Annotated in this window: 17 protein-coding genes; 12 read left to right on the top strand and 5 right to left on the bottom strand. The window is 36.0% G+C overall.

Annotation, left to right across the window (positions count from 1 at the left end):
* Positions 1-15 precede the first annotated feature (15 nt).
* From LG276_RS07390 to LG276_RS07415, 6 genes are all read left to right on the top strand, one after another.
* Entirely contained in the window at positions 16-993 is a 978-nt protein-coding gene (locus LG276_RS07390) for a branched-chain amino acid ABC transporter permease (RefSeq protein ID WP_224935679.1), read from the top strand.
* The gene (locus LG276_RS07395; RefSeq protein ID WP_251163060.1) at positions 965-1,738 is read left to right on the top strand and encodes an ABC transporter ATP-binding protein; all 774 of its coding nucleotides are present in this window, start codon (positions 965-967) and stop codon (positions 1,736-1,738) included. The genes LG276_RS07390 and LG276_RS07395 overlap by 29 nt, the downstream gene beginning before the upstream one ends.
* A complete protein-coding gene (locus LG276_RS07400; protein ID WP_095370020.1) occupies positions 1,731-2,441 on the top strand; it encodes an ABC transporter ATP-binding protein in 711 nt (236 codons plus the stop codon). The genes LG276_RS07395 and LG276_RS07400 overlap by 8 nt, the downstream gene beginning before the upstream one ends.
* Before the next feature lie 362 nt (positions 2,442-2,803).
* The gene (locus LG276_RS07405) at positions 2,804-3,370 is read left to right on the top strand and encodes a TetR/AcrR family transcriptional regulator (protein WP_251163059.1); all 567 of its coding nucleotides are present in this window, start codon (positions 2,804-2,806) and stop codon (positions 3,368-3,370) included.
* 29 nt (positions 3,371-3,399) lie between these two features.
* A complete protein-coding gene (locus tag LG276_RS07410) occupies positions 3,400-3,744 on the top strand; it encodes a multidrug efflux SMR transporter (RefSeq protein WP_224935682.1) in 345 nt (114 codons plus the stop codon).
* On the top strand, positions 3,744-4,055 hold the full coding sequence (locus LG276_RS07415) for a multidrug efflux SMR transporter (protein ID WP_251163058.1): 312 nt from the start codon (positions 3,744-3,746) through the stop codon (positions 4,053-4,055). Before LG276_RS07410 ends, LG276_RS07415 begins: the two co-directional genes overlap by 1 nt.
* A 44-nt stretch (positions 4,056-4,099) precedes the next feature.
* Here the strand turns inward: LG276_RS07415 and LG276_RS07420 are convergent, their stop codons facing one another.
* On the bottom strand, positions 4,100-4,936 hold the full coding sequence (locus tag LG276_RS07420; RefSeq protein ID WP_251163057.1) for a phytoene/squalene synthase family protein: 837 nt from the start codon (positions 4,934-4,936) through the stop codon (positions 4,100-4,102).
* Positions 4,937-5,312: 376 nt separating this feature from the next.
* Between LG276_RS07420 and LG276_RS07425 the strand changes: the two genes are divergently transcribed.
* Entirely contained in the window at positions 5,313-7,043 is a 1,731-nt protein-coding gene (locus tag LG276_RS07425; protein ID WP_251163056.1) for an ABC transporter ATP-binding protein, read from the top strand.
* Complete coding sequence (locus LG276_RS07430; protein WP_251163055.1) at positions 7,033-8,850, top strand: ABC transporter ATP-binding protein; 1,818 nt, start codon at positions 7,033-7,035, stop codon at positions 8,848-8,850. The genes LG276_RS07425 and LG276_RS07430 overlap by 11 nt, the downstream gene beginning before the upstream one ends.
* A gap of 66 nt (positions 8,851-8,916) precedes the next feature.
* Here the strand turns inward: LG276_RS07430 and LG276_RS07435 are convergent, their stop codons facing one another.
* Positions 8,917-9,045, bottom strand: a complete 129-nt coding sequence (locus tag LG276_RS07435) for a YfhE family protein (protein WP_095370014.1) — start codon at positions 9,043-9,045, stop codon at positions 8,917-8,919.
* Positions 9,046-9,323: 278 nt separating this feature from the next.
* Here LG276_RS07435 and LG276_RS07440 point away from each other — a divergent pair, with 278 nt between their 5' ends.
* Complete coding sequence (locus LG276_RS07440; protein ID WP_251163054.1) at positions 9,324-9,809, top strand: hypothetical protein; 486 nt, start codon at positions 9,324-9,326, stop codon at positions 9,807-9,809.
* 381 nt (positions 9,810-10,190) lie between these two features.
* Here the strand turns inward: LG276_RS07440 and LG276_RS07445 are convergent, their stop codons facing one another.
* Entirely contained in the window at positions 10,191-11,102 is a 912-nt protein-coding gene (locus LG276_RS07445; RefSeq protein ID WP_251163053.1) for a TIGR01777 family oxidoreductase, read from the bottom strand.
* Between the two features lie 102 nt (positions 11,103-11,204).
* Between LG276_RS07445 and recX the strand changes: the two genes are divergently transcribed.
* Positions 11,205-12,014 (top strand): recombination regulator RecX, encoded by an 810-nt coding sequence (recX, locus tag LG276_RS07450; protein WP_251163052.1) that lies wholly within the window; start codon positions 11,205-11,207, stop codon positions 12,012-12,014.
* A gap of 15 nt (positions 12,015-12,029) precedes the next feature.
* On the top strand, positions 12,030-12,356 hold the full coding sequence (locus tag LG276_RS07455) for a YfhH family protein (RefSeq protein WP_224935691.1): 327 nt from the start codon (positions 12,030-12,032) through the stop codon (positions 12,354-12,356).
* Between the two features lie 33 nt (positions 12,357-12,389).
* Here LG276_RS07455 and LG276_RS07460 read toward each other — a convergent pair whose 3' ends face one another.
* Together LG276_RS07460 and LG276_RS07465 are read right to left on the bottom strand one after the other, a co-directional pair.
* Positions 12,390-12,548: a YpzG family protein gene (locus LG276_RS07460; RefSeq protein WP_095370009.1), complete on the bottom strand. Its 159-nt coding sequence runs from the start codon at positions 12,546-12,548 to the stop codon at positions 12,390-12,392.
* A 19-nt stretch (positions 12,549-12,567) separates the two neighbouring features.
* Positions 12,568-12,738, bottom strand: a complete 171-nt coding sequence (locus LG276_RS07465) for a small, acid-soluble spore protein K (RefSeq protein WP_224935692.1) — start codon at positions 12,736-12,738, stop codon at positions 12,568-12,570.
* A 119-nt stretch (positions 12,739-12,857) separates the two neighbouring features.
* Here LG276_RS07465 and LG276_RS07470 point away from each other — a divergent pair, with 119 nt between their 5' ends.
* The gene (locus tag LG276_RS07470; protein ID WP_095370007.1) at positions 12,858-13,127 is read left to right on the top strand and encodes a YfhJ family protein; all 270 of its coding nucleotides are present in this window, start codon (positions 12,858-12,860) and stop codon (positions 13,125-13,127) included.
* Positions 13,128-13,146: the final 19 nt, after the last annotated feature.

The raw sequence follows: 13,146 nt of genomic DNA on the forward strand, positions 1-13,146 counted from the left end.
GAAGGTGAACGCAGGATGCTAGCAGAATTAATTAATCCGTACTATTTACAAGTAGGTTGCTTTATTTTAATTAATATTATTTTAGGTATCAGTGTATATATAACACTATCAACAGGACAGTTATCATTGGCGAATGCTGGTTTCATGGGAATTGGCGCTTATACATCAGCACTATTAACGATTCATTTTGAATTGCCTATTATTATCGGTATTATCATCGGTGCATTGGTTGCCGCTTTATGTGGAGTACTTATTGGTATTCCAACATTAAGGCTTCAGGGTGTTTATTTAGCCATTGTAACCTTAGGTTTTGGAGAAGTTATTCGTGTGATTTTTGTCAATTGGGAAAGCGTAACGAATGGTTCAGTAGGTATATCAGGAATCCCTCATATAGGAAGAGAAATACTGAAAACATTACAAGGGTTTGGCTTTCAACCGATCTCTATTGGATTACAAAATAATCAATTTATATTTTTAAGTATTTTTATCCTTCTATTATTAATTACCATTTTTGTGATTTGGTTTTTCAGAAGACAGCACCAATCAAGAGTGGGAAGAGCTTTTGCCGCAATCAAATTAGATGAAAAAGCTGCGGAATCAATGGGAATCAATATCACTTATTATAAGGTTTTAGCCTTTGCACAAGGTGCACTTGTTGCCGGTTTTGCCGGGGCAATGTATGCTCATATACTTGCTTATATTAGCCCTGCCGATTTTGCCTATCATCGTGCGGTTGAAATTTTAATCTTTGTTGTGTTCGGTGGTAGTGAAGTGATTTGGGGTCCAATATTCGGAGCATTCTTCTTAACATTAATGCCTGAGGTGCTAAGGTTTATTAGCGAGTATCGTTATATGATTTATGGACTGATTATCATTATTATGATGGCTGTCCGCCCACAAGGACTTATCGATGTGCCATTATTGAAGGCTTTAAGTAAAAAGGGTAGAAAAAGGGGGCAGAAGCATGGTACTGGAAATCACAAAAGTATGTAAAAATTTTGGTGGATTAAGTGCTTTGACTGATGTTACCTTCTCAATAAATGAGGGAGAAATATTTGGTTTAATAGGGCCTAATGGTGCCGGTAAAACAACGATGTTCAATTTGATTACGTCTATGTTTACACCAACTTCAGGACAAATTACTTTTAAAGATGAAGATATTACAACGATGAAATCACATAACATTACCGAAAAAGGGATATGCCGAACGTTTCAAAATATCCGCTTATTCCCTGAAATGTCGGCCCTAGAAAATGTCATGGTCGGGCAGCATTCCCGCACTCGCTCAGGTGTGTTAAAAAGCGTCTTTCGTACAGCGTCTCAAAAGAAAGAAGAAGCAAAAATAAAAGATATAGCAGAAGAACTTTTAGACTTTGTCGGATTATCTACTTTTTCTGATGTTACTTCAGAAAATCTCGCCTATGGACAACAAAGGCGGCTCGAGATTGCACGTGCACTTGCCAGTGAGCCAAAAGTACTCCTGCTTGATGAACCGGCAGCTGGTATGAATGAGACTGAAACAAGTGACCTATTTGATTTAATTAAGAAGATTCAACAGAAGGGCATAACGGTTTTAATTATTGAACATGATATGCCACTTGTGATGAAATTATGTGATCGCATAGCTGTATTAAACTTTGGCAAAAAGATTGCAGAAGGTACTCCGATTGAGATACAGAACCACCCAGAAGTAATTGAAGCTTATCTCGGTAAGGAGGAGGAAGATCAATATGCTTGAAGTTAGTGGTATTCATGCAGGGTATGGGAAAATTCAAGTGTTAAAAGATGTATCGCTAGAAGTGGAAGAAGGAACGATTGTAACCATCTTAGGGGCAAATGGCGCTGGGAAATCAACCACAATGAAAAGTGTATCCGGATTATTAAAACCTTCTGCAGGGAAGATCTCTTTTCTTGGTGAAGATGTAACGGGGTTACGTCCTGATCAGCTCTTAAGAAAGGGTATTGCCCTCGTTCCTGAGGGAAGACAGATTCTTGCAGGCATGACAGTGCTAGAGAATTTAGAAATGGGTGCTTATCATAGGAAGGATACGGAGATAGACTCAGATTTAAATAAAATGCTCGAGCGCTTTCCTATTTTGAAGGAACGAGAAAAACAGCTTGGGGGAACATTATCTGGTGGTCAACAGCAGATGCTTGCAATTGCTCGTGCGATTATGAGTAGGCCGAAATTGTTGCTATTAGATGAGCCTTCAATGGGATTAGCTCCACTTGTTGTTGCCGATATTTTTAAAATCATTAAAGAGATTAATCAATCAGGAACGACTGTATTGTTAGTAGAACAAAATGCGAGACAAGCTCTGAAAATCTCAGATAAAGGTTATGTGCTGGAAACTGGAAAAATGGTTGCAAGTGGTAATGCAACAGAATTATTAAGTGATGCGCGTATTATGGAAGCGTATCTTGGAAAGAAATCAAGTTAAACTAATGTAGTTCAACTTAGCATATAATCACATTCGAAGACTAGAGGAGACCGGTTAAAAAACGGTCCCTCTGGTCTTTTTATTTTGTGAATTTGTCTCAGTTTGATATTTGTAGTGATTATTGTCGATTTTTAAAAACAAGTGACAATAAATTGGAAGCGAGATGAAAAGGGAAATTTGGAGATAATGAGAAGGTGGGGCTTCATAGGCGTTTGAAGACTTGATCAATCTCTATAAAAAATGAAACTAGGGCAAAGAGGGCAACAATAGAAAGTGAAATAACCAAATGTCATTATTGACTTTCATATTATCCTGTGCAATAATCTACCTAACGTTCGTTAGTTAAAGGAGTGTGATAATTGGTGAGTGCAGAACTGATTCGGGATGTTGCGCTAGTCCATTTCGCAGATAAGGGATATGAGGGAGCATCTTTACAGGATATAGCCACAGATGTAGGTATTAAGAAACCTTCGATATATGCTCATTTTAAAGGAAAAGATGACTTGTTTTTACATGTTGCAAACTATGTGTTTCAGCAGGAAAAGCGGAAGATGATTACCTTATTTGCTTCGAGGAAAGATCATTCATTAGAAGAGAACTTAGTTTATTTTTTTGATTGGGTTGTCGAGGAAAACAAGCATAACGAGCATGCAAAGTTTTTACTGAGAGTGTCTTACTTCCCTCCAGCGAAACTTTATAATGAGTTAATGCGAATAGTCAATCCATTCTTTGCAGATATGGAACGGTTGTTAGCAAAATATATGAAGAAACACTCGAGTGAAGAAAATGAGCAAAAAAAGTATCTAAAGGAAGCACTTGCTTATATTACGATTGTTGATGGTGCGGTTATTGAACTTATTTTTAATGGAGAAGACAGCTATTACAGGAGAGTTCGAGCTATCTGGCCGATATACTTTAAAGGCATATAAAGATAAACAACTAGAAAGAAGGGGTATAGATGACTAGGCATTGGTTACTTGTATTTATAGCAGGCGTGTTAGAGGTTGGTTGGGTTTCAGGATTAAAATATGCTCAAAACACACTGGAATGGATTGCTACTGGAATTATAATTACGTTAAGTTTTATAATATTAATTCTGGCTACGAAGCATTTACCAGTAGGAACTGTTTATGCAGTATTTGCTGGTTTAGGTACGGCTGGTACAGTAATTGTAGAAATGGCTGTTTTCGGGGAGCCATTTAAATTGATGAAAGTACTATTAATTATTATGCTTCTAGCAGGTGTGGTCGGGTTGAAGCTATTATCTGACCGTGCACCGGTTGAAAAAGGAGGATCTCAATAATGTACTGGATTGCCTTAGTTGTTGCAGGTTGCTTTGAGGTTCTCGGTGTATACCATTTGAAAAAAGTAGCTGAAAAGCAATGGAGATCTATCATTTTCCTAGCTTTATCATTTGCAATCAGTTTTTCTTTACTTTCATTTGCTATGACAGATATTGCTATGGGTACTGCTTACGCTATCTGGACAGGAATTGGTACCGTTGGAGCAGCGATAGTAGGAATGGTCGTTTTTAATGAACCGAGAGAATGGAAAAGACTTGTTTGTATTGCGCTTATCTTAGGCGCAGCAATTGGATTAAAATTAATCTCCTAGATGTGAAAATAAAAGGCAGCGAAGTTTACAGTCGCTGCCGTTTATTATGATGTTTTCTTTATTACTTTATTAACAGTTTCATTTACTTCATCACGAGTCATTTTTTCACGACCATCGACTAACGCTTTTAATGTTCCATGGGCAAGTGAAAGTGGTATTTGACAGAAATTCACGATTGTCTCTGTCTCGATACTCGCTACGTATTCGTCAGCTAGAGATAGATTTTTATGCGCATAATCAAACATATCGTCTAGGCTATAACTATCTGGGAAAAAACTTACACCGCGTTCTGCATCTTCTTTATAATTTCTTAAAATGTTAACAGCTTGAAGTCCACGACCGAAACCAATTCCAAGCTCTTTATCGGCTTCAGTTCCGTCATACCATTTCCATATGTCGGTTAACATCACACCAACTAATCCAGCAACTGTATACGTATATTGATCAAGGTCCGCTTCTGATTGTATTTGCCAATCTTTATCAACCCAATCACCCATACCAGATGCCATGATTGCAGTTGATTCAACTACTTTTACTCTAATTTCATCTGGACAGAAAGAAATCCAATCATATAGGCGAAGAGTAACTTCCGGTAATTCCTTTTCAAATGGCTTGAACATCTCAATAAAGGTTTCTTTACTGTATTGAGCGGATCGCAGGACGTCACCGATATTATGCAATAGTTTGCTTTTTAAAGCTGGTTCCAAATCAGGATGATCTTCAATTTCATCAATTGCGCGCATACAAAGGTAAGCAGATGCAACGGTTTCTCGTAACTCTGTTACTAATAAGCTAATTGGAATGAAAAAAGTACGGCTTGTCTCTCTTAATGTTTCAATAACATCATTATGTAATTGTTGGTCGTGATTCGTATTTTTCACCTTTTATCGCATCCTTTAGTTTTATAATTATAAGTAAGTTACTTTTTTAACCATTTTGAGAATACAATACTCATGACATGATGCATGTTAGTATATGGATTACAAAGAAAATTTAGTCGTATAGTTAAAAAATCCCTTATGATTGAATAATAGGTTAAATGCTTAGTAAGCATTGAAAAATGGTCAAGATTAGTATGCTAAATTGTGTTAAAAACGAAGAACACCTTTTGAAAAAATCAATGTTCTCTACCTCTAAAAATTTTAACATAACATTAAAGAAATAAAAATCAGAATGAATTATTTAAAAATTATGTAAAAAGGTATATGATAGTTCATATCTATTTAGTTAAACGAAGTATTAGTTTGGGGGAAAGCTATGACAAAGATACTCAAATTTATTAAACCTTATCGAGTCGCGGCATATATTGCATTAATACTTATGCTTATTGAGTTATCAGTTGAATTGCTTCAACCATTATTAATCGGCAAAATTATTGATGAGGGTATTCTAAATAATGATATGAGTGTGGTCCTTTATTGGGGAGGTATGATGCTCCTACTCTCATTAATTGCCTTCTTCTCAGGGATTACAAACTCATATTATGCAGCATACGTTGGACAAAATTTAGGATTTAGTATTCGAAAGAAACTAATGAAAAAGGTGCAATCTTTTTCATTCACCAACTTTAATACTTTTCCTCACGCATCCTTGATTACAAGAATGACTAATGATGTGACACAAGTGCAAAATATCGTGTTTATGGGCTTAAGAATTATGTTAAGGGCTCCTTTACTCATTATAGGTAGTCTTATATTAGCTGTCCTCGTGAATTGGCAGTTAGCGCTTATTTTTCTAATTACCATACCGGTTGTAGTGGTCTTCCTTGTTATTGTGATGACTAAAGGCGGTAAGATGTTTAGGTCTGTTCAACAAAAACTGGATACAGTCAATAATGTCATGCAGGAGAGTTTAATAGGATTAAGGTTAATTAAAGCGTATAACCGCAGAACTCATGAAGTAAAAAAGTTTATGAATGTAAGTAATAACTTAAGGGAACAAACAGCAAGCGCTCTAAGATTGATGGAAGCAGCTATGCCTGCATTACTATTCATAATGAATGTTTGTATTATCTTTATTTTATGGATCGGTAGAGAACAATTGCAAGCGACAAATATAGAAGTCGGGGAAGTCGTTTCAATTATTAATTATGCTACGAGAATGACTACTGCCTTTTCAATGTTTTCATTCATCATTATGGCTTTTTCGAGAGCGCGTGCTTCATCTGAGCGGATTGTTGAAGTACTTGAAGCGAAGATTGATTTAGAAGATGAAGAAGATGGCAAAAGCCTTGAGCAGTTAAAAGGAGCGGTTACATTCGAGCATGTCTCATTTAGGTACCCAGGGATGTCTACATATGTCTTAAAAGATATTAGTTTTCATATTCGTCCAGGTGAAACTGTCGCTATATTGGGTAGTACAGGTGCTGGTAAAAGTTCTATTCTACAACTTATTCCTAGATTATATGATCCTACTGAAGGTGCAGTTTATGTGGATGGCATGAATCTGAAAGATATTAAAATGGATGATTTACGAAAGAGAATTGGTTTTACCCCACAAGAGTCCATCTTATTTAGTGGTACAGTAGAAGAAAACTTAGCATGGGGTAAATCAGACGCGACTTTATCTGAAATGAAAGCGGCAGCACAAGACGCGCAAATACATGAAACCATTACTGATCTTAAAGATGGCTATGAAACAAAATTAGGACAAAAAGGAATTAATCTATCAGGAGGTCAAAAGCAAAGATTATCGGTTGCTCGTGCTTTAATAAGAAAGCCTAATATTCTCATATTGGATGATAGTACGAGTGCTTTGGATTTACAAACAGAGTCCAAAGTATTGGATGCGATTGATAAATATAAATGTACTTTATTTATTGTCACACAAAAATTAAGTACAGCCAAGAGAGCGGATAAAATTATGCTTATAGATGATGGAAAAATCATTGAAGAGGGAACACATGATCAATTGATGAATACATCTACTCTTTATCGAGAAATAGCTTATTCTCAGTCAGAACAGGGGGCTATGAATAGTGTTTACTAAAATAATGGCCCCATTCAAACAACCAAAGATACATAATCAAATAAACGATAGGAAGAAAAAGCAACGTAAGCCGAATGACTTCGGTGCGGTCATTAAAAGAATTTGGTCTTACCTTGCCATCTATAAAACACGGCTATTATTACTCTTTTTTATGATTGTCATTAGTTCAGCGATGTCTTTACTTGGTCCATTTTTAGTAGGAATAACAATAGATACTTTTATAGAAGAAAATGAAGCGGTTGTTTTCGTTTGGTTATTACTAGGTTTACTTGTAACTTATATCGTTCAATCATTGTCACTATGGCTACAAAACTATTGGATGATCGGTGTGTCTCAAGATACTGTATTTAATATGCGCGCAGATTTATTCCGACAAATACACCGCTTACCTGTAGCTTTTTTTGACAAAAGACAACTTGGGGAATTGATGAGTAGGATTACAAATGATATTGAAAATGTTAGTGCGACTTTAAATAGTTCAATTATCCAAATCATATCTAGTGTTTTCACACTCGTTGGTACGATTGCAGTCATGTTATGGTTGAGTCCGTTGCTAACAATTCTGACTCTTTTAATCATACCGATGATGTTCTATGGAATGAAATGGATTACGAAGCGAACAAGTATGTTGTTTAAAGAGCAGCAAAAAAACTTAGGAGAAATGAATGGCTATATTGAGGAATCTATTTCTGGGCAGAAATTAATCAAAATGTTTTCACAAGAAGAGAAAGTGATGGATGATTTTTTGCATAAAGCAGAAAACCTAAGAATTTCTGGATTTTGGGCACAAACATTCTCAGGGTTTATTCCTAAGTTGATGCATTTATTGAATAATTTCAGCTTTGCCGTCATTGCTGCGATTGGCGGGATACTCGCATTAAATGGTGGAGTGAGCATTGGCACAATTGTTGTTTTTACCGAGTATTCTCGACAATTTACAAGACCACTCAATGATTTAGCCAATCAATTTAATACGTTATTATCTGCCATTGCTGGAGCTGAAAGAGTTTTTGAGCTGATTGATGAAAAAGATGAATTAACAAGTGAAAAAGATAAGCAGATGCTTGAAAATGTAAATGGTGAGGTTATTTTTGATAACGTGTCGTTTACTTACGGGGAAGACAGAGAAATACTTTCCCATATATATCTTGAAGCCCGTCCTGGTGAGACTGTTGCTTTAGTAGGTCCAACAGGCGCAGGTAAAACAACCATAATTCAACTTATTAGTCGTTTCTATGAAGTGAGTAAAGGGAGAATATTATTAGATAATCATGATATCTCCACAATACATAAAGAGAGCTTACGATCCCATATGGGCTTTGTTCTGCAAGATTCCTTTCTTTTTCAAGGGACCGTTAAGGATAATATCCGCTATAGTCATCTTGAGGCAACGGATGAGGATGTTATTCAAGCTGCAATGAAGGCAAATGCTCATTCATTTATTATGAAATTACCACAACAGTATGATACGACTTTGAGTTTTAATGGCAGCGGGATTAGTCAAGGACAGAAACAATTAATTAGTATCGCCCGTGCTTTTTTGGCACAACCAAAAATTTTAATTTTAGACGAAGCTACAAGTAATATTGATACGGTAACAGAAGTGAAGATTCAACAAGCATTACAAAAGTTAATGATTAATCGAACATGTTTTGTCATTGCCCACCGGTTAAATACTATTCAAAATGCGGATAGAATCTACGTATTAAAAGATGGAAAAATAATAGAAGAGGGTACACATCAATCATTGATGAAAGAAAAAGGTTTCTATCATCAGTTGCAAAATAGTAAAGAAAGAAGTGGTTAATTAAAGATGCCAGTACATCAACCTTTTGTTTGATGTACTGGCATCTTTTTTGTTGAGAAAATAAATTTAATGTCTTTGCTGAAGGGGGTTTTTGGCTGCACGATCAGCACGTTTAAATTCTTTTGCATATGTAACTTCTTGCATGCTTGAAAGACCAGAAAAGCTCCGTTCTTTCCTCTTTTTATCATTTGCCATAACATTCACCCTTTCTTATTAGTAGTAAACTTTACTAGATTGCCCTATTTTAATGAGTACCATACGAGGGAAGTAAGGGATGAGGAGAATAAAAGTGTTCGAGAAGGGGAGAGAACCGCGAAGGGCTTGACTTTCAGAAGGGAAAGAAACTGGGAGTGTCGCAAAAGGAAGAATAGCCTTCCTGTCGTCCTCAAAAGAGTAAAAAGAGAACTGCAGACAAGTTGTGTATATGTGTAAATGCAGCAAGAAAAGGGAGAGAACTGCGTAAGACGTAATACGTGTTGCAAAAGACAGGAAGAAAAGGGAGAGAACTGTGCGTAAATCGTAAATACGCGCAAAAAGTAGCAAGAAAATGGAGGGAATTGCGCGCAAAACGAAGATACGCGCAAAAGGCAGTAAGAAAAGGTAGAAAACTGCGCGCAAAACGAAGATACGCGCAAAAGACAGTAAGAAAAGGAAAAGAACTGCGCGTAAAACGAAGATACGCGCAAAAGGCAGTAAGAAAAGGTAGAAAACTGCGCGTAAAACGAAGATACGCGCAAAAGGCAGTAAGAAAAGGTAGAAAACTGCGCGCAAAACGAAGATACGCGCAAAAGACAGTAAGAAAAGGAAAAGAACTGCGCGCAAAACGAAGATTCGTGCAAAAGGCAGTAAGAAAAGGTAGAAAACTGCGCGCAAAACGAAGATTCGCGCAAAAGACAGTAAGAAAAGGAAAAGAACTGCGCGTAAAACGAAGTTACGCGCAAAAGGCAATAAGAAAATGAAAAAATCACAAAAAAGCAGTTGTGTATTAATTTCCATAGGAGTACAAACAATCAAAAAGTACTTTGCTAGCATGAAATTATACAGAAATTTACGAGAGTGAGGAAATAGGAGAAATCACCGTCCTCAAAAAAGGATCATGCCCCAGCTCGTCGTAGGGAAAGATTTCTTCTCCGAAAAAGTTCAATAAACTTAACGGAGAAGCACGGCGAATGGATAAACCACCACTCTTAGTAGAAAAGTGGTTAAAAGAAAAAATCAGAGCAAAAAAGGGGAAATAAATGGTCTATTTACGTAAACAAAAGATACGTGATCACTCTAAAGAATCACGTATCTTCTTTATTTAATCAACAGAGTGTATTTGTAACATCAAAATATAAAAGCTACTTTTGATAAATATCTTCTAATGCTTCTTTTAAATGAGTAAAATGAAAAGGGTAATCATGACTCAGAAGTTTTTTTGGTGTAACTTTTTGCCCTTCAGTTACGAGCATACTCATTTCACCAAGGATAGCTCTTACTGCAAATGAAGGGACAGGTAGCCAATGTGGTTTATGGAGCACAGAGCTTAAAATATGGCCAAACTCATTCATGGTTACTGGGTTTGGAGCAGTAAAATTGACGGGACCTTCTATTGATTCATGTTCAATCATATAAACGATTGCGGAGATAACGTCATTAATATGAATCCAAGAAAGCCATTGATTACCACTACCAATTCTACCTCCAGCATAGAGTTTATAAGGAAGCGCCATCTTAGGTAACGCCCCTGCATTTTTATCGAGAATGATGCCAAAACGACAACATACCGTGCGTATATTCCAATCTTTTTCGGCAGTTTTTGCTATATCCTCCCAGTTCTTAACGACAGTACTTAAAAAATCCTCACCAGAATAAGGACTTGCCTCGTCAAATGTACGCTTTTCTGATGTGCCATAATAGCCAACAGCACTTGCATTAATAAGGGTGTATGGCTTTTCGTTTAGATAATTGATTAGGCGTATTACCTCATTTGTAGCATGCATTCGACTATGGTATATTCTTCTTTTTCTTTCTTCAGTCCAACGACCACTGTTGATTGATTCCCCAGCTAAATTAATGAGGACATCTATTCCTTCTAGCATTTCTTCTGGTTCATCCCCTTCATTTAACCATTGAACAAAGTGGAGACCTTGTTTTTCTTGCTTCTTTTCTTTATTTCTCGTAAGGATATAAACTTGGTGATTTTTTTGTAATAATTGGTCAGTTAGTTTTTGTCCAATAAAGCCCGTTCCGCCTGTTAAAGCAATTTTCATGTTGACCCCTCCGCAAAAATTCTCTTCTATTTCTAATTGAATTCAATGAAAAGTGGATTAAAACCTGTTTTTTTTGTGGTAAAGTTAAAGTGAGGTGAGGATATGCCTACAATTACTAAAATTACGATTCAAAAGAAAAATAAAGATCGCTACAATATCTATACCGACAGTGAGCATGGAGAGACGTATGCCTTCAGTGTGGATGAAGATGTGTTAATTAAATATAATATGAAAAAAGGGAAAGAGATTGATTCCTTACTCATCGGAGAAATTCAATTCCAAGATGAGATTAGAAAGGCGTACAATACGGCCATCCATTATCTTTCTAGTAGAATGCGTTCTGAATCTGAAGTTCGTACACATTTAATCAAGAAAGAATATGCTGTTGAGTTGATAGATGAAGTGATCCATAAATTATATCAATACCAATTCTTGAATGATGAAGAATTCGCTATTGCATTTGTGAGAACACAAAAGAATACAACAGATAAAGGTCCAAATATAATTAAACATGAATTGAAAGATAAAGGTATAGCTGAAAATATCATACAGGATGTTATAGAACTATACCCAAAGGAAGAGCAAGTTGAAACAGCCATTTCTCTTTGTCAGAAATATACGCTTAAATATAAAAAAGATTCCTCAAGAATGATGCAACAAAAAATAGAGCAAATGTTAACGAGAAAAGGCTTCAGTTATGATATGATTCAGTTGGCACTTGAAGAAATACAATTAGAGAAAGACGATGATGAGGAGATGGGAGCTCTGAAACGTCAAGCGGAAAAAATAAGTAGAAAATATAATCATGAAGAACCATTCATCTATGAGCAAAAGTTAAAGCAAGCGTTATTTCGAAAAGGGTTTCCTTTGCATTTAATTGATGCCTATTTAAAAGAAAATAAAGATGTATGAGGAGGTCTTTTTACTATGCAAGAAAAAAGATATAGCCAATTGAGCGAATATGAGCTAAAACAAGAAATTGCTCAATTAAGAGAAAAATCTAGAAAAGCTGAGCAATTAGGCATGGTTAATGAATTTGCTGTTCTAGAGAGAAAAACAGTGATGGCTAAGTCATATTTGCTTAATCCCGATGACTTTCTTAAAAATGAAATATATGAAATAGAGGGAGATCCAGGCTCTTACTTTAAAATTGATTATATGAATGGTGTTTTTGCTTGGGGTTATCGCTTAGCTGGAGAAAAAGAGCAAGAAGCATTACCGATTGCCATGCTCGGCAAGTTGAAAAATCTTTAAAAAGAGGATGACATTTATCATCCTCTTTTAGTGTTAAGGGGTTTTTTGTAAAGTTCGCTTGAGCTTAATAAGATTTTGCGTTTGTTGTGTCTCTCCATTTACTTGGTAATGTGCCTTTTTCGGATTGAAATGTCCGGATGCAAACGGACTGTTAAATTCGTTTTCACCAAAGATTTCTTTTTTGTTTACCATGTAAATTAACCCCCTAAGTTTAATAATCAGTTGTATTGCTATTGCGATTTGATGATGCCTTCATCCGTTCCTGTGGCTGTGTTTGTATCGTTCCATCTGCTCTTTTTGAAGCAAACTCAGCTTTGGCACGTGGTTCACCGTCAAACTTATTGTGGTTTTGATTAGGGAAATGAGCGGCTTTATTACGCATCGTTTTTGCCTCATTTCTAAAATTATTTGCGAAGTCATTTATTCAACTTCGCCTATTCATTAGTATAAGCAAATACGTATCTCACACACGGAAAAAATAAATTGGAAGTAGGGTAAAAAATGAATGAATTTCAAAATAAACTTCTTAATCGTTTATTGGAGATAAATGATCAATTGTCTGTTCACATTGCCAGAACATGGATTGAATTGCTTTGGGAGGATTTTGAAGCGACCTATGCGAAGGCAGGAAAAAAATATCAGGGTGAAGAGATGACTGCTAAAGTAGTCAGCCAATGGATTGAAAATCATGGGGCTAAATTACATGAGTTTATCGCAAAAAATCCAAAATATAAACATTTACTTGAGGAAGATAAAAATAAAATGAATTAAGCCATAAAAGAGAGCTCCC

Origin of the sequence: Cytobacillus kochii (assembly GCF_044790165.1) — a bacterium.
GTDB classification, from domain to species: domain Bacteria; phylum Bacillota; class Bacilli; order Bacillales; family Cytobacillaceae; genus Cytobacillus; species Cytobacillus kochii.